We start from the raw sequence: 21,506 nt of genomic DNA, 5'->3' as shown, positions 1-21,506 counted from the left end.
CCAAGCGGCAACCAGTCCCGCGCCATGTTGTTCGATCGACCTCGCGCGCGGGATTTCCCCGATGAACAAGCATCCCGCGCAGCCTGACATGCAGGCAATCACTCCGCCCGATCGCGCGACGCTCCTTCGCGAAATCGACCGGACCGCGTGCTGGGATATCGTGGTGATCGGCGGCGGCGCGAGCGGTCTAGGCACGGCTGTCGATGCCGCGTCGCGCGGCTATCGCACCTTGCTGCTCGAAGCGCGGGACTTCGCGAAGGGCACGTCGAGTAAGGCGACCAAGCTCGTGCACGGCGGTGTGCGTTATCTCGCGCAAGGCAACATCCCGCTCGTGCGCGAGGCTTTGCATGAACGAGGCCTGCTTGCACGCAATGCGCCGCATCTGGTGAACGCGCTGGGTTTCGTCGTGCCCGCTTACCGCTTAACCGACAAGCTGTTCTACGGCGCCGGCCTGAAGGTCTACGACTGGCTTGCGGGCGCATTGAATCTCGCGCCGAGTCGTGGTCTCGGTCTGCGCGAAACGCACGACAAGGCGCCCATGCTCGCCGACGATCTGCAGGGCCGCGCGCTCCGTGGCGGCACGCTCTACTATGACGGCCAGTTCGACGACGCGCGCCTCGCCATTGCACTCGCGCGCACGGTTTTCGATCTCGACGGCATCGCGCTGAACAATGCGGCAGTGCGCGGTATCGAAGTGGATCGCGCGGACAGGACGCATCGGATTGCCTTCGAAGACACCGAAACGGGCGATGCCTTCTCAGTGCGCGCCCGCTGCGTGGTCAACGCAACCGGCGTCTGGGTGGATGCCATTCGCGCAATGGACGATCACCGCGCGCGTCCCATCGTGGCGCCGAGTCAGGGCGTGCATCTCACGTTGCCCGGCCGCTTCCTCAAAAGCGATAACGCCATTCTCGTGCCGAAGACGAAAGACGGCCGTGTGCTGTTCGTGGTGCCGTGGCATAGGCAGACTATCGTCGGCACGACGGATACACCGCAGAGCGACGTGCCGCTCGAACCGCGTGCAAGCGACGCGGAGATCGACTTCATCCTGAGTTCGGCGGCAGATTATCTCTCGCTCAAACCGACGCGCGACGATGTCTTGAGCGTGTGGGCCGGCCTGCGTCCGCTCGTGAAGGGCGATAGCGGCGCGTCGACGGCGGCGCTGTCGCGCGAGCATACGATCGAATCGAGTTCCACCGAAATGATCACGGTGACGGGCGGCAAGTGGACGACGTATCGACTGATGGCGGAACAAGTGGTCGATCTGGCCATTGCAAACGGTCTGCTGGCGGCTGCGCCATGCCGCACGCGCTCGTTGCCCTTGCATGGCGCAACGGGCGTGCAAAGCGGGTACTACGGTTCGGATGCGGGGATCATCGAACGATTGCCGGGCGCGGACACGTTGCTCGTCGAAGCAGGCGGCCTGACCGAAGCGCAAACGCGTTTCGCGGTGCGCGCGGAGCTGGCGCGTTCGGTCGAAGACGTGCTTGCGCGCCGTAATCGCGCGCTCTTTCTGGATGCCGCCGCAGCACGTGCGGCGGCGCCCGAAGTGGCGCGCATCATGGCTCAGGAACTCGGCCGCGACGCTGCGTGGCAGTCCGCGCAAGTCGCCAGTTTCGAAGCCTTTGCCCGAAACTGGACCTTGCGTTGATGCGCTGAAGTGAGCGTCAGAACGCGTGCCGCATGCCGATCATCGCGATGAACTGCGACGGCCCGGACGACGGCGTGGTGTTTTGCGAATCGCCGACCACCGCGACTGCATCCGAAATTCTCACACGGCCCGCGCCATTCGCGATCAAAGACTGACCGCTTGCGTGCTGATAAGCCTGCAACGCGTAGAACGTGGTGCGCGCGGACAAAGCATAAGTCTGCTCCAGCGAAATCTGTTGATAACGCGCCGGGTCATTCACGCCGTTCGACTTGCTGGCCCGTGTGTAGCTGTAGCCCGCCGCTGCGGCGAAAGCAGGCGTGAAACGATACGACGCAATCGCGCCGTACGAGTTGAACACGGCTTCGTCCGAGAACAGTGAGTGCGCGCCCGGTGCGTATTGCACGTTCGAATAGTTCAGACCCACCATCAGGTCCTTGAGCGTGCAGCGCGCGGCAGCGGCGATCATCTGCACGCCGCCCGACGTGGCGTAGCCGTTGTTGACCGGCGAATTGTTGGCGAAGCTGCCGATGGCGCTGCTCGTCGCGACGTCTTTAAGGTGCACATAACCCGCTGCGATCGAGACGGGCTTGAAGTCGTAGCGCAACGCCGCGCTGAGGTTGGAGCCGCTCGCAATGCTGCCGGCTTCGCCGCCGAGTCCGGCTTGTGCGGCGAGCGTCAGACCCGCGATGTTCGGCGAGACATACGAGACCGAGTTATTGAAGCGCAGTGTGGTGTCGAGCGCATCGACGTCGCCGGGATGTGCGCCGGTCGCGCCCGTGAGCGCGCTGGTCGGACCGAGCGCGCCGACGAGATTGAAGTAGGGCGTGTATTGCCGCCCGAGCGTCAGCGTGCCGTAACGGTCGTTGGAGAGACCGGCATAGGCTTGTCGATTGAACATGCCCGCGGAGCTTGCCGCTGCGCCGTTCAGGGAATTGAAGCCGCTCTCCAGACGAAACACGGCTTTTGTGCCGCCGCCGAGATCTTCCGCGCCCAGCAGGCCAAACTTACTCGCCTGCAAACTGCCTTGCGACATATACACGTTCGACGAGCCGCGCTGATTGCTGGCATAGGCGAAGGCGTTATCGACTACGCCGTACAACGTGACGCTGCTCTGCGCTGCCGCCGATGCGGACACGACCGCCGCTGCGAGCGGCAGACACGCGATGGCAAGCGCGCGCGTGGGTTGAAGCTTTGAGACTTGCATTGCTACTTCGGTCCTTCAGTTTAAAAGTGTTGATCAAATGTTGATGTTCAAGGTCAGATGTAGCCAACCCTGTTCGGTGCGCTCACTGATCACCGTGCCATTCGTGCATGAAGCACGGCGCGCGTCGGAAGCGGGCACGCTGATGCGCACTTCGTTCTGCGAGCGCGGCATGTTACCTGCTCGTTCGACGGCGATTCGCAACGTTTCGTGGTCGCTGTGTATTCGCACGCGCCAGCGGCCTTGTTCGCCGCGACGCCCTTCGCTTTAGCCGTCACATTTATTTCCATTCGGTACGGCGACGGGAACGCTTCGGAATACGAATGGGCTGCGATCGTAATAATTGAGATGAAGACGAGGCACTAGGGAAAACCATGCGTCGATGCAAAGGTCGCCGCCGGTTATCGAGCCGAAGAGTTCGGCTCGGAGGAGGTTTCTCTGGAAATGCTCAGATGCGCGAGGTGGCGGAGTCGCTCGTCACGTCACTTTTCGCACGCTCGACCAGTTCCTTCTGCAACCAGCCGCTGTCGCGCGCGCGCTTGCCGTTCGCCACGAAGTACGGCGTCTCGACGCGTGGCAAGGCTTCGCGCCCGCGAATGCGATCCGCGATCTTTTCCGCGAGCATGATGGTCGGCGCGTTGAGATTGCCCGTCGTGATCTGCGGCATGATCGACGCATCCACTACGCGCAAGCCTTCCATGCCGTGCACGCGTCCTTCGGCATCGACCACGGCCATATCGTCGTAACCCATCTTGCACGAGCACGACGGGTGATATGCGGTCTCCGCTTTCGCGCGGATGAAGGCATCCAGATCCCGGTCGCTCATGCGCTTTGCGCCGGGATTCAACTCGCGTCCGCGATACTTGCTGAGCGCCGGCTGCTGCATGATTTCGCGCGTGATGCGAAGCGCATCGCGGAACTCGCGCCAGTCGAGCGGATCGGCCATGTAGTTAAAGAGGATGCCCGGATGCGCGTGCGGGTCGCGTGACGTGAGCTTGACGCGTCCACGGCTGGGCGATCGCATCGACCCGACATGCGCCTGAAACCCATGCAACTCGATGGCATTCGAACCGTTGTAATTGATCGCCACCGGCAGAAAGTGATACTGGATGTTCGGCCACGGATCGTCATCGCGCGTGCGGATGAAACCGCCCGCCTCGAACTGATTGCTCGCGCCTATGCCCGTGCCCTTCAGAAGCCATTCGAGCCCGATAGCAGGCTGATTACGCAGTTGCAGCGCGGGATAAAGCGAGACCGGCTCCTTGCATTCGTATTGCATGTACATCTCGAGGTGATCTTGCAGATTCTCACCGACTCCCGGCAGATCGTGCACCACGGGAATCTCGAGTTCCCTGAGCCAGCTCGAACGTCCGACACCGGAACGCTGCAGCAATTGCGGCGAAGCAATGGCGCCGCTGCATATGAGCACTTCACGCCGCGCATGCGCGCGCACGCGTTGCACGCCATGCAGATAAGCCACGCCAGTCGCGCGCTTGCCAGCGAACAACACACGGTCAGTAGTTGCATGCGTAACTATCGTGAGATTGCCGCGATGCTTCGCGTGATCCAGATAACCACGCGCCGTGCTCGCGCGCCTTCCGTTCGGCGTGACGGTACGATCCATCGGTCCAAAGCCTTCTTGCCGATAGCCGTTGAGATCGTCCGTACGCGGATAACCCGCCTGCACGCCTGCTTCGACCATCGCCGCGAAGAGTGGATTGGTGCCGGGTTTGCTGGTCGTGACATGAACGGGACCGTCGCCACCGTGATAATCGTTCGCACCGATATCGCGTGTCTCCGCTTTGCGGAAATACGGCAGACAGTCGAGATAGCTCCAGTTTGCAAGACCCGGCCGCATGGCCCAGTTGTCGTAGTCGAGCGCATTGCCGCGTATGTAGCACATGCCGTTGATGAGCGACGATCCGCCGAGTCCCTTGCCGCGTCCGCATTCCATGCGACGATCGTTCATATGCGGTTCGGGCTCGGTTTCATACGCCCAGTTGTAGCGCCGCCCTTGCAGCGGATACGCAAGCGCCGCCGGCATCTGCGTGCGAAAGTCGAAGCGATAATCCGGGCCGCCCGCTTCGAGCAGCAGCACCGTCACGTCCTCGTCTTCGGTGAGACGCGAGGCAAGCACGTTGCCCGCCGATCCCGCGCCCACGATGATGTAGTCGTATTCCATCGCGCTCATCGAAAGCTCCTTAAAACACGGGCTGATAAGGCCCGAGCTCGACCTGCACGGACTTGATGCGCGTGTAGGCATTGAGCGTCACGATGCCGTTTTCGCGCCCCACGCCCGATTGCTTGTAGCCGCCCACGGGCATTTCCGCGGGCGATTCGCCCCATGTGTTGATCCAGCAGATACCCGCTTGCAACCGATGAATCACGCGATGCGCACGCGATATGTTCTCCGTGACCACGCCCGCCGCAAGTCCGTATTCGGTATCGTTTGCGCGCGCGATGACTTCGTCTTCGTCGTCGAAGGCAAGAATGCTCATCACCGGTCCGAAGATTTCCTCGCGCACGATACGCATGTCGTCGCGGCAATCGGCAAACACGGTCGGTGCGACATACTGGCCGCGCGCGAATGCACCATCGCTCATGCGCGCGCCGCCGGCGATGAGTCGCGCGCCTTCGCGCTTGCCGCTTTCGATGAAGCCGAGCACTTTATGCAGTTGCGCCGCGCTTGCAAGCGGGCCGAAGTTGGTGAGCGGATCATCCGGCGCGCCAATGCGAATACGCTTTACGCGCTCCAGCACCAGCGCTTCGAAGCGTTCGATCACGCCGCGCTTGACGAACACGCGCGTTCCGTTCGTGCATACCTGTCCCGAGCTAAAGAAGTTCGCGCTCATGGCAATGTCGGCGGCGCGTTCGAGATTGGCGTCGTGAAATACGATTAGCGGCGACTTGCCACCCAGTTCCATCGTCACTTCCTTGAGCGTCGAGCCGCCCGCATGCGCCATGACCTTCTTGCCGGTTTGCACCCCGCCCGTGAACGATATCTTCTCGATACCCGCATGTTCCGCGAGCATGGCGCCCACGCGGCCATCGCCTTGAACCACGTTGAAGACTCCGGCGGGCACGCCCGCTTCGGTATAAATCTCCGCGAGCTTCAGCGCGGTGAGTGGCGTGATCTCGCTTGGCTTGAAGATCATCGCGTTGCCGGCCGCGAGCGCGGGCGCAGACTTCCAGCAAGCTATCTGTATCGGATAATTCCATGCGCCGATGCCCGCGCACACGCCAAGCGGCTCGCGTCGCGTATAGATGAACGACGATTCGCGCAGCGGTATCTGCGTGCCTTCGATGGCCGTCGCGAGTCCCGCGTAATACTCGATCACATCCGCGCCGGTGACGATATCCACGGCGCGCGTCTCCGCAATCGGCTTGCCGGTGTCGCGCGTTTCGAGCGCGGCGAGTTCGTCGTTGCGCGCGCGTAGCAGGTCGACGGTGCGTCGCAGGATGCGGGAGCGCTGCATCGCGGTCATGGCGGCCCATTCGCGTTGCCCTTCGTGTGCTGCGTGCACGGCGCGATCGACATCCGCTTGCGACGCCTGCTGCACATGCGCGATGGATTCACCGGTGGCGGGATCGAGCGTGACGAAGGTTTCGCCGCTCGTGGCATCGACGTATGCGCCGCCGATGTAAAGGCGTTGCTCTTCCATGTCGTGCTCCTTCGAGGATGGAGGGTTTTAGCCGCGCGCTTCGAGCACCAGGTCGATGTAGTCGTAAGCGAGGCGCAACGCCGACTTCGTATCGAACGGTTCGCCTGCAAGCGCGCCGCGCAGCCAGAGACCGTCGATAAGCGCGGCAAGACCGCTGGCCGCACGGCGCGCGGCAGGCTTCGTCAAGGCGCGCGAGAAGTCCGCGCATAGATTCGAATAGAGTCGCCGCGTGTTGACACGCTGCAAACGCCGCAACTCGGGCTTGTGCATGCTCTCGGACCAGAACGCGAGCCATGTCTTCATGGCGGGGCCGTTCACCTGTTCGACATCGAAATTCGCGGCGACCACTGCGCGCAACTTCGCACGCGGCTCGGCTTTCGCGGCCTTGCGGCGACGCGACGTGGCCTGCCAGAGATTGCGCAGCACATGACGCATGGTGGCTTCGAGCAGCCCGTCCTTGTCGCCGAAATAGTGACTGACGATTCCCGTCGATGTACTCGCGCGCTGCGCCACCGAGGCGAGCGTCGCACCGCCGAGGCCCGCTTCGTCGATGGTCTGCAAGGTCGCGTCGATGAGTTGCGCGCGACGAATCTCGCGCATTCCGAGTTTGGGCATGGTCGCTTTGGCTGTCAGTTCGATTCGATGTTAGGCGGTTTTATATTGAACGGTCAATCAATAAAAACCGCCGAGGAACGTCATGTCGGTTTGAGTCAAACCCGCGTCGTATTGGAGATCGGTCGTGCGCGACTAGCGGCGCTACGCTCGACGAACGGGCGCGATGAACCGTGACGGTGCATCGCGCGAGCCGTCCACGAGACATGGAGACGATCAATGAGCAGCAATCGCGGCGTCGTATATCTGGGGCAGGGCAAGGTGGAAGTGCAGTCCATCGACTATCCGAAGATGGTCGATCCACGCGGGCGCGACATCGGCCACGGCGTCATTCTTCGCGTAGTCAGTACCAATATCTGCGGCTCGGATCAGCATATGGTGCGCGGCCGCACGACGGCGGAAGTCGGCCTCGTGCTCGGGCACGAGATCACGGGCGAAGTGATCGAAATCGGCCGCGATGTGGAGACGCTTGCCATTGGCGATCTCGTTTCGGTGCCGTTCAACGTGGCATGCGGGCGCTGCCCGACCTGCAAGGCGCAACATACGGGCGTATGTTTGAACGTGAACCCGTCGCGTGCTGGCGGCGCGTATGGTTATGTCGATATGGGCGGCTGGATAGGCGGCCAGGCGGAATACGTGATGGTTCCGTATGCCGATTTCAATCTGCTGAAGTTTCCGGACAAGGCACAGGCCATGTCGAAGATACGCGACCTCACGTGTCTCTCCGACATCTTGCCGACGGGTTATCACGGCGCGGTGATGGCGGGCGTGAAGCCGGGTGCGACGGTTTATATCGCGGGCGCGGGACCGGTTGGAATGGCGGCGGCGGCATCGGCGCGCATCTTGGGCGCGGCGTGCACCATCGTCGGCGACATGAACGAAGAGCGCTTGGCGCACGCGCGCAAGATGGGTTTCGAGACCATCGATCTTTCGAAGGACGCGACGCTCGGCGAGCAGATCGAGCAGATTCTCGGTAAGCCGGAAGTGGATTGCGCGGTCGATTGCGTGGGCTTCGAGGCACACGGTCACGGCAGCGGCAGCGGCGAGGAAGCACCGGCCACCGTGCTCAATTCGCTGATGGAGATCACGAAGGCAGCGGGCGCGATCGGCATTCCCGGCCTCTATGTCACCGATGACCCCGGCGCCGCCGATGCCGCCGCGCGCAAGGGCAGTCTCAGCATTCGCTTCGGCCTTGGCTGGGCGAAGTCGCATTCGTTCCACACGGGACAGACGCCCGTGATGAAGTACAACCGCAATCTGATGCAGGCCATCTTGTGGGATCGTTTGCCGATTGCGGATATCGTCAACGTGTCCGTGATTTCGCTCGATGAAGCGCCCGAAGGCTACAGAAAATTCGATGGCGGCGCGCCGAAGAAGTTCGTGCTCGATCCGCACGGATTGTTGAAAGCGGCGTAATCGGCCTGGAATGAAGAGAGCCGCTGGCTGTTGCAAGCCAACGGCTCTTTTTGTCCGAACCGGTATCAGGCAACCAGCGCCGAAGGTGCAACCGCCGCAAGTGAAGGCGCTTGCTTGCGGCGTTCGCGCGTGGGCGCGGTTCCGAAGGCATCGCGATAACTCTTCGAGAAGTGGCACGCCGACTGGAAGCCGCAAGCCATGGTGATATGCATGATCGACATATCGGTTTGCAGCAGCAGTTCGCGCGCGCGCCGCAGACGCAGCGTGAGATAGTAGTGCGTCGGCGTCATGCCGAGATGCTCGCGAAAGAGCCGCTGCAATTGCCGTTGCGACATGCCGGCAAGGCGCGCCAGTTCCTCGCGCGACAGCGGCTCCTCGATGTTGTTCTCCATGAGCGAGATCACTTCGAAGAGCGACTTGTTGGCCGATCCGAGTCGTGCCACGAGCGGCATGCGCTGCTGCGCGCTCGTATCGCGTACATGTTCGACGATGAATTGCTCGGCGATCTGTGTCACGCGCGCCGTACCCACGCGGGATGCGATGAGATTGAGCATCATGTCGAGCGGCGCGACGCCGCCGGTACACGTGACGCGATCGCGGTCGATCACGAACAGTTCCTTCAGGAAGCGCGTGTCGGGAAACTCTTCCTTGAGCGCCGACATGTTCTCCCAGTGGATGGCGCACGCATAGCCCGCGAGTAAGCCCGCACGAGCCAGTGCATAAGTGCCGGTGCAGAGGCTGCCGAGCACGCTGCCCATGCGGGCGAAGCGGCGCAGCGCGGCGAGATGTGCGGGCGTGGTCGCGCGCTGCACATCGATGCCGCCGACCACGAACACGATATCGGGTTGTCCCACGCATTCCACCGGACCTGTATCGACGGACAAGCCGTTGCTCGCGGTGACGGGACCGCCATCGGGACTCACGATCGACCAGCGATACAACGGCTGCCCCGTCAGATAGTTCGCCATGCGCAGGACTTCGATCGCGTTGGTGAAAGCGATCATGGTGAAGTTGGGAAGCGGCATGAAAGCGAAGTGCAACAGCGACGCCGTGCGATCGGGGGACATGTGAGGGATGATTCCTTCGAATCTATTGTTTGACGCCGTCAGATGCGGCGCTTTGCCACTTTTTGCATTTTGGTTTCGTTTGCAACTACCATGCCATCAGGCTAAACCCTGAGCCTCGCGAGGCATCGTGCATGCTTCATATAGACGCGATTTCCTCGCCGACCCTCCACGAGCAAGGGCGCGCACCTTCGAAGCGCACGGGCGTTCCGCGACAGTGCAGCGGCGCACCGAATAAATCGCTACACCGAAATCCATCGGGCCACTTGTCGAAAAAAGACGCGCATGTCGGAAAAGGCCAAGAACACGTCTAAATTCGTAAATTGACCGGCAGGACGAAAGTCAAGAATAGACGCAACGATTACGGCCGCGACGGCAAACGGAAAAGCATCCGAAGAGCCACCCGCACCGCCGTCGAACGACCGTCACACTTGACCCACGGACCTGCCAATGTCGAACTCGAATCCCTTCTTCGAAGCCCCGCTTGCATCCAGCGACGCTTCGGTGCGCGGCGCGATCCTGAAAGAACTGGAGCGCCAGCAATCGCAAATCGAACTGATCGCGTCGGAAAACATCGTGTCGCGCGCCGTACTGGAAGCGCAAGGCTCGGTGCTCACGAACAAGTACGCGGAAGGGTATCCGGGCAAGCGCTATTACGGCGGCTGTGAATTCGTGGATGAAGTCGAGGCGCTCGCCATCGATCGCATCAAGCAGCTCTTCAACGCGAAGTTCGCCAACGTGCAGCCGCATTCGGGCGCGCAGGCCAACGGCGCCGTGATGCTTGCGCTCGCCAAACCCGGCGACACCATTCTCGGCATGTCGCTCGATGCGGGCGGTCACCTCACGCATGGCGCGAAGCCCGCGCTTTCGGGCAAGTGGTTCAACGCGGTGCAATACGGTGTGAACCGCGACACCATGCTGATCGATTACGAGCAGATCGAGGAACTCGCGAAGCAACACAAGCCGTCATTGCTGATCGCGGGATTCTCGGCGTATCCGCGCAAGCTGGACTTCGCGCGTCTGCGCAAGATCGCCGATAGCGTCGATGCGAAGCTCATGGTCGATATGGCGCATATCGCGGGCATCATCGCGGCGGGGCGTCACGATAACCCCGTGGATCATGCGCACGTGGTCACGTCCACCACGCACAAGACCTTGCGCGGTCCGCGCGGCGGTTTCATCCTCACGAACGACGAAGACATCGCCAAGAAGATCAACTCGGCCGTGTTCCCCGGCCTGCAAGGCGGCCCGCTAATGCATGTGATAGCAGGCAAGGCGGTGGCCTTTGGCGAAGCGCTGCGGCCGGACTTCAAGACGTATATCGACAACGTGCTCGCAAATGCGCAAGCGCTCGGCGAAGTGCTCAAGAAAGGCGGCGTCGATCTCGTCACCGGCGGCACGGACAACCATCTGCTGCTCGTCGATCTGCGCCCGAAAGGCCTCAAGGGCAATCAGGTCGAGCATGCGCTGGAACGCGCGGGCATCACCTGCAACAAGAACGGCATTCCCTTCGATACCGAAAAGCCGACCGTCACCTCGGGCATTCGCTTAGGCACGCCGGCAGGCACGACGCGCGGCTTCGGCGTCAACGAGTTCCGCGAAACCGGCCGCCTGATTCTCGAAGTCTTCGAATCGCTGCGCGAGCATCCGGAAGGTGATCCGCAAACCGAACAACGCGTGCGCCGCGAGATCTTCGCGCTGTGCGAACGCTTCCCCATCTACTAAGCACACGGAGTTATCAACGATGAGCACTCTGCACGACAACAGCATCATCATCGACGGCCTGAACATCTCCAAGTTCGAGCGCTCCGTGTTCGAGGACATGCGCAAAGGTAACGTCACCGCGGTGAACTGCACGGTTTCGGTCTGGGAGGACTTCCAGAAGACGATCGACAACATCGCCGAGATGAAGCAACAGATTCGCGAGTACAGCGAGATTCTCACGCTCGTGCGCACGACCGACGACATCCTGCGCGCGAAGAAGGAAAACAAGACAGGCATCATCTTCGGCTTCCAGAACTCGTATGCGTTCGAGGACAACCTCGGCTATATCGAAGTTTTCAAGGAGCTTGGCGTGAACGTGGTGCAACTCTGCTACAACACGCAGAACCTGGTCGGCACGGGCTGCTATGAACCGGACGGCGGACTCTCGGGTTATGGCAAGGAAGTGATCCACGAGATGAATCGCGTCGGCATCATGGTCGATCTTTCCCACGTGGGCGCGAAGACTTCTTCCGATGCCATCGCCTGCTCGAAGAAGCCTGTCACGTACTCGCACTGCTGTCCCTCGGGACTCAAGGACCATCCGCGCAACAAGACCGACGATCAGCTGAGAGAGATCGCGGACGCCAACGGCTTCGTCGGCGTGACCATGTTCTCGCCGTTCCTGAAGAAAGGCCCGGACGCGACCGTCGACGATTATCTCGAAGCCATCGACTACGTGATCAACGTGATCGGCGAAGACAAGGTGGGCATCGGCACGGACTTCACGCAAGGCTACAGCACCGAGTTCTTCGACTGGATCACGCACGACAAGGGCCGTTATCGCCGTCTGACGAACTTCGGCAAGGTCGTGAATCCGGAAGGCATTCGCACGATCGGCGAGTTCCCGAACCTCACGGCCGCGATGGAAAAAGCGGGCTGGGGCGAAACGCGTATCAAGAAGGTGATGGGCGAGAACTGGATGCGCTTCTTCGGCGAAGTCTGGAACGTCTGACTCCAACAAGAACAGGGAACCCGCGATGCAACCGCAACTGCCTATCGACGTCGATCAAGAAACGGGCGTCTGGACTACCGACGCGCTGCCCATGCTGTATGTGCCGCGCCACTTCTTCACCAACAACCACGTGGCCGTGGAAGAAGCGCTCGGCCGCGAAGCTTACGCCGCGATTCTCTACAAGGCGGGCTACAAGTCCGCTTATCACTGGTGCGACAAGGAGGCGGACAAGCACGGCATAGCGGGCATGGCGGTGTTCGAGCATTACCTGAAGCGCCTGTCGCAACGCGGCTGGGGTGTCTTCGATATCGTCGAATCCGACCCGCAGAGCGCCATGGCGCGCGTGCATCTGCGTCACTCGTCCTTCGTGCTCGCGCAACCGGGCAAGCACGGCAAGCTTTGCTACATGTTCGCCGGATGGTTCGCCGGCGCGCTGGACTGGGTCAACGACACCGCACCCGACAGCACGAAGAAGGGGCCGCGTTCGCACTCGGTCGAAACGCAATGCGCCGCGGAAGGCTGCGAGCATTGTGTGTTCGAAGTGTCGCCGCTCGCATCGAAATAAAGGCTTCAAAGCAAAACCTTTCCGAGGTCGCCCGCAATGCGTTACCCGAACCTTTTCAAGCCACTCACGCTGAACAAACTGACCTTGCGTAACCGTATCGTCAGTACCGCGCATGCCGAGGTCTATGCCGAGCCAGGCGGTCTGCCCGGCGACCGGTATATCCGCTATTACGAAGAGAAGGCGAAGGGCGGCGTGGCGCTAGCCGTTTGCGGAGGTTCGAGCCCGGTGTCGATCGACAGCCCGCAAGGCTGGTGGAAGTCGGTGAACCTGTCGACCGACAAGGTCATCGACCCGCTCTCGCGGCTGGCCGAAGCGATGCATCGGCATGGCGCGAAGATCATGATCCAGGCAACGCACATGGGCCGGCGTTCGGCGTGGCACGGCGAGAGCTGGCCGCATCTGATGTCACCTTCGGGCGTGCGGGAGCCGGTGCATCGCGGCAACGCGAAGATCATCGAAGTGGAAGAGATCAAGCGCATCATTCAGGATTTCGCGGCGGCCGCGAAGCGCGTGAAGGATGCGGGCATGGATGGCGTCGAGATCTCGGCGGCGCATCAGCACCTGATCGATCAGTTCTGGAGTCCGCGCACCAACTTTCGCACGGACGAATGGGGCGGTTCGCTCGAAAACCGTCTGCGCTTCGGTAAGGAAGTGCTGCAGGCCGTGCGCGAAGCCGTGGGCGCCGACTTCGCAATTGGCTTGCGCATGTGCGGCGACGAATTCCATGAAGACGGTCTCGATCACGAACAATTGAAAGAGATCGCTCAAGCGATGGCTGAAACGGGCCTCATCGATTACATCGGCGTGATCGGTTCGGGCGCGGATACGCATAACACGCTCGCCAACTGCATGCCGCCGATGGCGCTGCCACCCGAGCCTTTCGTGCATCTCGCGGCGGGCATCAAGTCGGTCGTGAAGCTGCCGATCATGCATGCGCAAAGCATTCGCGATGCGGGTCAGGCGGAACGTCTGCTCGCCAACGGCATGGTCGATCTGGTCGGCATGACGCGTGCGCAGATTGCGGACCCGCATATGGTGATCAAGATTCGCGATGGCCGCGAGGACGAGATCAAGCAGTGCGTCGGCGCGAACTACTGCATCGACCGGCAGTACAACGGACTCGATGTGTTGTGCGTGCAGAACGCGGCGACATCGCGTGAAGCGACCATGCCGCATGTCATCGAAAAGACGCGCGGGCCGAAGCGCAAAGTCGTGGTGGTCGGCGCAGGGCCCGCGGGACTCGAAGCGGCGCGCGTGGCGAAGTCGCGCGGTCACGATGTCGTGCTGTTCGAGAAGAACGATTACGTCGGCGGCCAGATCATGCTTGCCGCGAAGGCGCCGCAGCGCGAGCAGATGGCGGGCATCGTGCGCTGGTTCGACATGGAAACGAAGCGGCTCGGCGTGGATCGTCGTCTCGGTGTCGCCGCCGACGACAAGGCCATCATGGCCGAGAAGCCGGACATCGTCGTGCTCGCGACGGGCGGCTCGTCGTTCACGGATCAAGTGCCTGCATGGGGCGTCGAACGAGGTCTCGCGGTGAGCGCCTGGGACATTCTCTCGGGCAAGGTCGAGCCGGGCAGGAACGTGCTCGTTTATGACGGCGTGAGCACGCATGCGGGCGCGGGCGTCGCGGACTTCATCTCGAGCCGTGGCGGCAATGTCGAGATCGTGACGCCGGACGTGAAGGTCGCCGATGACGTCGGCGGCACCACGTTCCCCATCTTTTATAGAAGGCTTTATGCGCAAGGCGTGATCCATACGCCGAACTACTGGCTCGACAAGGTGTACGAGGAAGACGGGAAGAAGATTGCCGTGATCCGCAACGAGTACACGGAAGAACAGGAAGAGCGCGCGGTGGATCAGGTCGTGATCGAGAACGGCAGCACGCCCAACGATTCCCTGTACTGGAAGCTGAAGCCCGAATCGCTCAATCGCGGCCAGGTGGATGTGCACAAGCTCTTTGCATCGGAAGCGCAGCCGTGTCTTTCGGAAGAGCTTGGAAACGGGCGTTTTCTCTTGTTCCGCGTCGGCGACTGCATCTCCATGCACAACATCCACGGCGCGATCTACGACGCGCTGCGTCTTTGCAAAGACTTCTGACGAGGGCTTTAGACGATGAACCCCGTGTTTGTCATCACCGTCTTGCTGTGGGTATCGGTGGCGGGTCTCGCCTTCGCCGTGGTGAAGCGCGCGGCCTATTGGCGAGAAGGACGCGCCACGACTGCCGGTGCTTATGGCTGGGCTAACCTGCTGACCATCCCGAAGCGTTACTTCGTGGATTTGCATCATGTGGTGGCGCGTGATCCGTATATCGCGAAGACGCACGTTGCAACCGCTGGCGGCGCCATTCTCGCGATGGCGCTCGTATTCCTCAACTACGGCCTCGCCATTTATTCGCCGTGGCTCGACAAGCTGATCTTCCTCGCGGCTATCGTCATGCTGGTGGGCGCGGTGTTCGTGTACCGTCGCAGACACGGCGCGAAGGAAGTGCCCGCGCGTTTGTCACGCGGACCGTGGGACAGCCTGCCTTTGCTGCTCGGTTCATTCGCGCTTGGTCTTGCATTGTTCATGCTGTTGCCGGCTTCGTGGATGTCGGGTGCACTCGCGATCATCGTTGCATTGCTGATCGCGGCGGGCGCATACACGATGACCTTCGGCGCGGCGCAAGGCGGCCCGATGAAGCATGCGATGGCGGGCTTGCTGCATCTCGCGTTTCATCCGCGTCAGGAGCGCTTTGCAGCGAAGAACGAGCATGATTTCGTGCCGCCCACCGCGCTCAAAGTGCCCGTACTCGATGCGCAGGAATATGGCGTGAGCAAGCCCATCGAGTTTCGCTGGAACCAGTTGCTGAGTTTCGATGCCTGCGTGCAATGCGGCAAATGCGAAGCGGCGTGCCCCGCGTTCGCATCGGGACAACCGCTCAATCCGAAGAAGCTGATTCAGGATCTCGTCGTCGGCATGGTCGGCGGTTCGGATGCGCTCTACGCCGGCAGCCCGACGCCCGGCATTCCGGTCGGCAGGCATTCGGGCGCACCGGGCAAGCCGCTCATCTCCACGATGATCGAAGCCGATACCATCTGGTCCTGCACCACGTGCCGCGCCTGCGTGCAAGAGTGCCCGATGCTGATCGAACACGTCGATGCCATCGTCGATATGCGCCGCAATCAGACGCTCGTGGAAGGCAACGTCCCGGGGAAGGGTCCGATCACGCTTGCGAATCTGCGTGAAACGGGCAGCGCGAACGGGTTTGACATCGGCGCGCGTTACGACTGGTCGGTGGATCTGCAAGTGCAGGTCGCGCAACCGGGTCGTCCCGTCGATGTCTTGTTGATCGCGGGCGAAGGCGCGTTCGACATGCGTTATCAACGCACGCTGCGTGCGTTGGCGAAGGTGCTGAACAAGGCAGGCTTGGATTACGCGGTGCTCGGCGGCGTTGAAACGGACACCGGCGATACGGCGCGTCGTCTCGGCGACGAAGCCACCTTTCAGGCATGTGCGAAGAAGCTCATAGGCACACTTTCGCAGTATTCGTTCCGGCGCATCGTGACGGCGGACCCGCATGTGCTGCATAGCTTGCGCAACGAGTATCGCGCGCTTGGCGGCTTCTATGAAGTGCAGCATCACACGGCGTTGATGGCAGAACTCGTCGCGAACGGCAAGCTCTCGCCGAAGGCCGCGACCGTGCTCGCCGACAAGAAGATCACGTATCACGATCCGTGCTATCTCGGCCGCTATAACGGCGAAACCGAAGCGCCGCGCAAGCTGCTGAAGTCCATCGGCATCAAGGTGGTGGAGATGGAGCGTAACGGCATGCGCGGACGGTGCTGCGGCGGTGGCGGCGGCGCGCCCCTGACCGACATTCCCGGCAAGCAGCGCATTCCCGATATCCGCATTGCCGATGCCCGCACGATAGGCGCGGAAGTGGTCGCCGTGGGTTGCCCGAATTGCACCGCGATGCTCGAAGGCGTGGTCGGCGCGCGTCCCGAAGTGCTCGACGTGGCGGAGCTGGTCGCCGCGGCGCTGGAGTAACACGATGAACGACAACATCAAACGAATCGATCCGCGCAGGCCGTTTATCGTCACGAGCGCGGGGCTCAAGCGCATCACGCTCGGCGAGATCGGCAGCGGCGCGCTGCTTGACTTCGTCGCAACACACCATGATGCAGCGAAGCCGCGCCGCACGGCGAAAGCGCCGCGTCGCGCGGTGCTGGTGGCGGCGCATACGGATCGCGGCGCGCTCGACGATCACGGCCGTCAGGCACTGGCCGCCGCCGCCTTGCTCGCGGACGATGAAACCGAAGTCGTGTTGATCGCGTTCGGCGCGTTCAGTGACGATGCGGCGTCGCTCGGCGCGGATCGTTATATCGAGCTGCCCGGCTTCGATCGCCGCCATTTCGCACCGGATGAAGAACTGCGCGCGCTCGCTGCCTGCGTCGCGGCCTTCACGCCCGTGCATGTCTTCATGCCCGACAACGCAACCGGCGACGGCGATCTCGGCCGGCGTTACGCGGCGCGCGCCGGTGCGAGTATCGCCACACACGTGGTGGAACTCGACCTTCAGCACGTCGCTGCGTATGCACATGCTGGCCGCGCGGTGGCATTGCGTGCGCTACCCGATGTGATCTTGCTCGCACCGAATGCGGTCGATGCCAAGCTGCCTTACGTCGGCGCAGGCGCGCGCGTGAATAGCGAAGACGTCGTGCCCGCGACGATGCCGAGCGCGTATGTCGATCTCGGCATCGAGGAAATGGACGCGGCCCAAGTCGCGCTCGAAGAAGCGGACTTCATCATCTCGGCGGGCAACGGCGTGACGGACGTGCCCGCATTCGAAGCGTTGGCAAGCACCTTGGGCGCGGCTATCGGCGCGAGCCGGGTGGCTGTCGACGACGGCAAGTTCTCGCGCGACAAGCAGATCGGCGCCACGGGCAAGACGGTGGAAGCTAGCGTGTATATCGCGTTCGGCATCTCGGGCGCGGTGCAGCACCTGCAAGGCATCAAGGATTGCCGGCATGTCATCGCGGTCAATCTCGATGCGAGCGCGCCCATTGCCAAGCGTGCGAATTTGACCATCGTCGCGGATACGCAAGAGACCATCAAGGCGCTGACGGACGCGGCGTCGGCCGCGCGTGCATCGCGTACCAATGGCAGCCCGATCCTGCAGACGGCGACGCTTGCCGAAGGAGCGTACGCATGAAAATAGCCGTTCTCGTTTCTACTGGCCGGCATCCTATTAGCGGCACGGCGCGTTATAGCCGCAACGACGCGGCCGCGCTCGCCCTCGGTATCGACATTGCAAAGGAACACTGCGCGCAACTCGATGTGCTGCATGCAGGCGACCCCGCCAATCCCGCGCTTGCCGAATATCTCGCACTGGGCGCGCCGCGCGTCGAAGTGCTCAACACACCGGGCGATGCCTGCGCGGCACTCGCGCAACGTCTCGCGGGTTATCGACTCGTCTTGACCGGCACGCGTGCCGAAGGCGCGTTCGATAGCGGCACGTTGCCGTATCGGCTTGCCGATGCGTTGAACGTCGCGCTAGTCGGCTCGGCTGTCGATATCGACGTGACGAACGAAGGCGTCGAAGTGCGCCAGTTCATGCCGAAGGGCTTGCGTCGCCGTGTGCGCGTGCAGTTGCCCGCGCTCATCGCCGTGCATCCGCTCGCCAACGCGACACCGCGCTACGCGTATGCGCGTATGCGCGAAGGACGCGTCGCACCGGTTGCAGCGGCCGCGCCTGTCGATCCGGAAGCGAGCGCATGGAGCGTCGGCCCCGTGAGCGCGAAGCCCAAGCGCCTCGCCGCGCCCGAAAAGCGCACCGGCCATGCCCGCATGCTTTCCGCGACCACGACCGAAAGCCGTGGCGGAAGCGTCGTAATTGAAGGGAGTTCCGTCGAAAAAGCACAAGTGATCCTGGCGTATTTGCGCGAGCATCAACTGGTGGATTATTAAGTTCAAAGCGCAGCAAGCCCGCATTTCAGGGGTGTTGGCGGGGCACCAGACGTGACGCACAACGGAGCACACGATGAAAGTTTCGGCAGACGTTCGCGCAATGATCGAACGCCGCAAAAAGGGCCACACGCTCGAAGCGCCGTTCTACACGAGCGACGAGATTCACGCGCTCGACCTGGACGCGATTTTCCGGCAGCACTGGATTCAGGTTGCGATCGAGCCGGACGTGCCGGAGCCGGGCGACTATACGACCGTCGATATCGGCAACGATTCGATCCTGATCGTGCGCGACGACGACATGCAGATTCGCGCGTTCCACAACGTCTGCCGTCATCGCGGCGCGCGTCTTTGCAATCAGGAGAAAGGCTCGCTCGGCAATATCGTGTGCCCGTATCACAGCTGGACCTATAACCTCGACGGCGACCTCATGTTCGCCGAACACATGGGCGACCAGTTCGACCGCTGCAAACATAGCCTCAAGAAGGTTCATGTGCAGAACCTCGCAGGCCTGATCTTCATCTGTCTCGCCGATGAACCGCCCGCCGATTTCTCCGTGCTGCGCGAGTCGATGGAGCCGTATCTTTTGCCGCACGGTCTCGCCGATTGCAAGATCGCGGCGAGCATCGACATCGTGGAAAAGGGCAACTGGAAGCTCACGATGGAGAACAACCGCGAGTGCTATCACTGCGTGGCGAACCATCCCGAGTTGACCATTTCGCTCTATGAATACGGCTTCGGCTATCAACGCACCCCTGCGAACGAGGACGGCATGGCCGCGTTCGAACGCACGGTGAGCGAACGCACGAAGCAATGGGAAGCGATGAACCTGCCTTCCGCCGAGATCGAACGTCTGGCGGATCTCGTCACCGGTTTTCGCACGCAACGTCTGCCACTCGACCGCGATGGCGAATCGCAGACGCTCGACGCGAAGGTGGCATCGAAGAAGCTGCTTGGCGGATTCGAGCGCGCGGACCTGGGCGGCTTGTCGTTCTGGACGCAACCGAATTCGTGGCATCACTTCATGAGCGATCACATCGTCACGTTCAGCGTGATTCCGCTGTCCGCGGGCGAAACGCTCGTGCGCACCAAGTGGCTCGTGCATAGGGACGCGCGCGAAGGTATCGATTACGACGTCGACAATCTCACCGCCGTGTGGCGCGCAACGAACGAACAGGACCGCACGTTGGTCGAGTATTCGCAGCTGGGTGCAACGAGCAGCGCTTACGAGCCGGGCCCGTATTCGCCGTTCACCGAAGGGCTCGTGGAAAAGTTCTGCGAGTGGTATATCGGCCGCCTCGACAACTATGCGAACACGCCCGACAAGGACGTGGTCACGCATGGCGAGAAAGTCGTTTCCTTCATGCGCTAAGCGCGTTCGAGAGGCAAAACATGATGCGCGATCAGGCCACGTTCGAGCCGACTGCAAGCCGTGTCACCCAGCCGCGGTTCTGGGGGACGCTGCCCGCGCGCTGGAATAGCGATACCGACGACACACTCGTCTGCTGTCACGTCCGGCAGGAAACGCACGACGTGAAGAGTTTTTTCTTCAAGGCGCCGAGCGAACGCAGCTTCGTGTTCGAACCGGGGCAGTTCATTACACTGGAACTCGATATCGACGGCGAGCAGATCAATCGCTGCTATACGATTTCCTCTTCGCCCACACGGCCGCACACCATTTCGATCACGGTCAAGCGTGTACCGGGCGGAAAGGTATCGAACTGGCTGCATGACAACGTAATTGCGGGATCGCGCGTGCGTGTGCTCGGACCTTCGGGCGAGTTCACCTGTGCGCGGCATCCGGCGCGCAAGTTCCTGTTTCTTTCGGCGGGGTCGGGTATCACGCCGCTCATGTCGATGAGCCGCGCGCATCACGAACTCGGCGAGGACGCGGATATCGTTTTCGTGCACAGCGCGCGCACGCCCGACGACATCATCTTCTCGCGCGAGCTGGATCTCATTGCATCGAATCAGACGAACTTTCGCACGGCCTTCGTTTGCGAGCGCGTGGGCACGCGCACGAACTGGGCCGGTGTGACGGGCTTTCTCAGCTTGCCGCTACTGAAGCTGATTGCACCGGACTATCTCGAACGCGAAATCTTCACGTGCGGTCCAGCGCCTTATATGAAGGCGGTCCGCGATCTTCTCGATGAAGGCGGTTTCGATCGCAAGCATTATCACGAAGAGAGCTTCTCGTTCGAGACCATTGCGGAGGTCGCATCGCAGTTGACGACCGCGCACGTTGCCGACGCCATCGCCACACAGACCGATTTCGTCGAAGCGCGTGAAGAGGCAGTCGGCTTTGCGCCTCGACCAGCGGCGCCTGTCGATACGACATACAAAGTCAGCTTCGCCAAGATCCGGCGCGACATCGAATGCGGTAGCAACGAGAACGTGCTCGATGCCGCGAAGAAAGCCGGGGTGCGTTTGCCCTCATCGTGCACGCAAGGCATGTGCGGCACATGCAAGGTCAAGCTCGTATCGGGCGAAGTGAGCATGAAGCACGCAGGCGGCATTCGTCAGCGCGAAATCGATCAGGGCATGGTGCTGTTGTGCTGCAGCAAGCCCTTGAGCGACCTCGTGGTGGATAAATAAAACTCGGCGTCGCTTCTGGACAATTGAGTGTCGGAAAAGTGCGTTACTGGCCAATTCTGGCTGGTGATTCTGGACGCT

General features: G+C 61.8%; 17 protein-coding genes. 11 read left to right on the top strand and 6 right to left on the bottom strand.

Annotation, left to right across the window (positions count from 1 at the left end):
- Positions 1-61 precede the first annotated feature (61 nt).
- The gene (locus tag P9250_RS15220) at positions 62-1,651 is read left to right on the top strand and encodes a glycerol-3-phosphate dehydrogenase/oxidase (RefSeq protein ID WP_310393826.1); all 1,590 of its coding nucleotides are present in this window, start codon (positions 62-64) and stop codon (positions 1,649-1,651) included.
- Between the two features lie 16 nt (positions 1,652-1,667).
- On the opposite strand, the gene P9250_RS15215 is transcribed toward P9250_RS15220, so the two are convergent.
- The 5 genes from P9250_RS15215 to betI form a co-directional block, all read right to left on the bottom strand.
- Complete coding sequence (locus P9250_RS15215; RefSeq protein ID WP_310393824.1) at positions 1,668-2,855, bottom strand: porin; 1,188 nt, start codon at positions 2,853-2,855, stop codon at positions 1,668-1,670.
- A gap of 33 nt (positions 2,856-2,888) precedes the next feature.
- A complete protein-coding gene (locus P9250_RS15210; RefSeq protein WP_244829032.1) occupies positions 2,889-3,026 on the bottom strand; it encodes a hypothetical protein in 138 nt (45 codons plus the stop codon).
- Positions 3,027-3,300: 274 nt separating this feature from the next.
- Positions 3,301-5,043 carry a choline dehydrogenase gene (gene betA / locus P9250_RS15205; protein ID WP_310393822.1) on the bottom strand — a complete coding sequence of 581 codons (1,743 nt, stop codon included), beginning with the start codon at positions 5,041-5,043 and terminating at the stop codon, positions 3,301-3,303.
- Between the two features lie 10 nt (positions 5,044-5,053).
- The gene (gene betB / locus P9250_RS15200; protein WP_310393820.1) at positions 5,054-6,514 is read right to left on the bottom strand and encodes a betaine-aldehyde dehydrogenase; all 1,461 of its coding nucleotides are present in this window, start codon (positions 6,512-6,514) and stop codon (positions 5,054-5,056) included.
- A 27-nt stretch (positions 6,515-6,541) separates the two neighbouring features.
- Positions 6,542-7,129 carry a transcriptional regulator BetI gene (gene betI, locus P9250_RS15195; RefSeq protein WP_244829035.1) on the bottom strand — a complete coding sequence of 196 codons (588 nt, stop codon included), beginning with the start codon at positions 7,127-7,129 and terminating at the stop codon, positions 6,542-6,544.
- Positions 7,130-7,345: 216 nt separating this feature from the next.
- Between betI and fdhA the strand changes: the two genes are divergently transcribed.
- The gene (gene fdhA / locus P9250_RS15190) at positions 7,346-8,542 is read left to right on the top strand and encodes a formaldehyde dehydrogenase, glutathione-independent (protein WP_310393817.1); all 1,197 of its coding nucleotides are present in this window, start codon (positions 7,346-7,348) and stop codon (positions 8,540-8,542) included.
- Between the two features lie 65 nt (positions 8,543-8,607).
- On the opposite strand, the gene P9250_RS15185 is transcribed toward fdhA, so the two are convergent.
- Positions 8,608-9,609, bottom strand: coding sequence for a GlxA family transcriptional regulator (locus P9250_RS15185; protein WP_310393815.1), 1,002 nt, complete (start codon positions 9,607-9,609; stop codon positions 8,608-8,610).
- Positions 9,610-10,056: 447 nt separating this feature from the next.
- On the opposite strand from P9250_RS15185, the gene P9250_RS15180 reads away from it, so the two are divergent.
- The 9 genes from P9250_RS15180 to P9250_RS15140 all read left to right on the top strand — a co-directional run bounded on the left by P9250_RS15180 (position 10,057) and on the right by P9250_RS15140 (position 21,428).
- Positions 10,057-11,331 (top strand): serine hydroxymethyltransferase, encoded by a 1,275-nt coding sequence (locus P9250_RS15180; RefSeq protein WP_309850224.1) that lies wholly within the window; start codon positions 10,057-10,059, stop codon positions 11,329-11,331.
- A gap of 19 nt (positions 11,332-11,350) precedes the next feature.
- Positions 11,351-12,322 (top strand): dipeptidase, encoded by a 972-nt coding sequence (locus P9250_RS15175; protein ID WP_244829039.1) that lies wholly within the window; start codon positions 11,351-11,353, stop codon positions 12,320-12,322.
- Between the two features lie 25 nt (positions 12,323-12,347).
- Positions 12,348-12,887 (top strand): DUF5943 domain-containing protein, encoded by a 540-nt coding sequence (locus tag P9250_RS15170; protein WP_310393812.1) that lies wholly within the window; start codon positions 12,348-12,350, stop codon positions 12,885-12,887.
- A 36-nt stretch (positions 12,888-12,923) separates the two neighbouring features.
- Positions 12,924-14,987: an NADH:flavin oxidoreductase gene (locus tag P9250_RS15165; protein WP_310393810.1), complete on the top strand. Its 2,064-nt coding sequence runs from the start codon at positions 12,924-12,926 to the stop codon at positions 14,985-14,987.
- A 15-nt stretch (positions 14,988-15,002) separates the two neighbouring features.
- Complete coding sequence (locus P9250_RS15160) at positions 15,003-16,916, top strand: (Fe-S)-binding protein (RefSeq protein ID WP_310393808.1); 1,914 nt, start codon at positions 15,003-15,005, stop codon at positions 16,914-16,916.
- Positions 16,917-16,920: 4 nt separating this feature from the next.
- Complete coding sequence (locus P9250_RS15155; RefSeq protein ID WP_310393806.1) at positions 16,921-18,081, top strand: electron transfer flavoprotein subunit alpha/FixB family protein; 1,161 nt, start codon at positions 16,921-16,923, stop codon at positions 18,079-18,081.
- Complete coding sequence (locus P9250_RS15150; RefSeq protein ID WP_310393804.1) at positions 18,078-18,836, top strand: electron transfer flavoprotein subunit beta/FixA family protein; 759 nt, start codon at positions 18,078-18,080, stop codon at positions 18,834-18,836. Before P9250_RS15155 ends, P9250_RS15150 begins: the two co-directional genes overlap by 4 nt.
- 73 nt (positions 18,837-18,909) lie before the next feature.
- Complete coding sequence (locus P9250_RS15145; RefSeq protein ID WP_310393802.1) at positions 18,910-20,205, top strand: aromatic ring-hydroxylating dioxygenase subunit alpha; 1,296 nt, start codon at positions 18,910-18,912, stop codon at positions 20,203-20,205.
- 23 nt (positions 20,206-20,228) lie between these two features.
- Positions 20,229-21,428: a hybrid-cluster NAD(P)-dependent oxidoreductase gene (locus P9250_RS15140; RefSeq protein WP_244829739.1), complete on the top strand. Its 1,200-nt coding sequence runs from the start codon at positions 20,229-20,231 to the stop codon at positions 21,426-21,428.
- Positions 21,429-21,506: the final 78 nt, after the last annotated feature.

This window comes from Caballeronia sp. LP006, from assembly GCF_031450995.1.
GTDB lineage: Bacteria > Pseudomonadota > Gammaproteobacteria > Burkholderiales > Burkholderiaceae > Caballeronia.
This window is presented reverse-complemented; position numbering and strand designations above follow the sequence as displayed.

Coding starts and splice junctions, on each gene's coding strand:
- P9250_RS15150 (WP_310393804.1), top strand. CDS start 18,078: ATGAAAATAGCCGTTCTCGTTTCTACTGGCCGGCATCCTATTAGCGGC.
- fdhA (WP_310393817.1), top strand. CDS start 7,346: ATGAGCAGCAATCGCGGCGTCGTATATCTGGGGCAGGGCAAGGTGGAA.
- P9250_RS15165 (WP_310393810.1), top strand. CDS start 12,924: ATGCGTTACCCGAACCTTTTCAAGCCACTCACGCTGAACAAACTGACC.
- P9250_RS15220 (WP_310393826.1), top strand. CDS start 62: ATGAACAAGCATCCCGCGCAGCCTGACATGCAGGCAATCACTCCGCCC.
- P9250_RS15215 (WP_310393824.1), bottom strand. CDS start 2,855: ATGCAAGTCTCAAAGCTTCAACCCACGCGCGCGCTTGCCATCGCGTGT.
- betA (WP_310393822.1), bottom strand. CDS start 5,043: ATGAGCGCGATGGAATACGACTACATCATCGTGGGCGCGGGATCGGCG.
- P9250_RS15185 (WP_310393815.1), bottom strand. CDS start 9,609: ATGTCCCCCGATCGCACGGCGTCGCTGTTGCACTTCGCTTTCATGCCG.
- betI (WP_244829035.1), bottom strand. CDS start 7,129: ATGCCCAAACTCGGAATGCGCGAGATTCGTCGCGCGCAACTCATCGAC.
- P9250_RS15210 (WP_244829032.1), bottom strand. CDS start 3,026: ATGCCGCGCTCGCAGAACGAAGTGCGCATCAGCGTGCCCGCTTCCGAC.
- P9250_RS15160 (WP_310393808.1), top strand. CDS start 15,003: ATGAACCCCGTGTTTGTCATCACCGTCTTGCTGTGGGTATCGGTGGCG.
- P9250_RS15175 (WP_244829039.1), top strand. CDS start 11,351: ATGAGCACTCTGCACGACAACAGCATCATCATCGACGGCCTGAACATC.
- P9250_RS15145 (WP_310393802.1), top strand. CDS start 18,910: ATGAAAGTTTCGGCAGACGTTCGCGCAATGATCGAACGCCGCAAAAAG.
- betB (WP_310393820.1), bottom strand. CDS start 6,514: ATGGAAGAGCAACGCCTTTACATCGGCGGCGCATACGTCGATGCCACG.
- P9250_RS15170 (WP_310393812.1), top strand. CDS start 12,348: ATGCAACCGCAACTGCCTATCGACGTCGATCAAGAAACGGGCGTCTGG.
- P9250_RS15155 (WP_310393806.1), top strand. CDS start 16,921: ATGAACGACAACATCAAACGAATCGATCCGCGCAGGCCGTTTATCGTC.
- P9250_RS15140 (WP_244829739.1), top strand. CDS start 20,229: ATGCGCGATCAGGCCACGTTCGAGCCGACTGCAAGCCGTGTCACCCAG.
- P9250_RS15180 (WP_309850224.1), top strand. CDS start 10,057: ATGTCGAACTCGAATCCCTTCTTCGAAGCCCCGCTTGCATCCAGCGAC.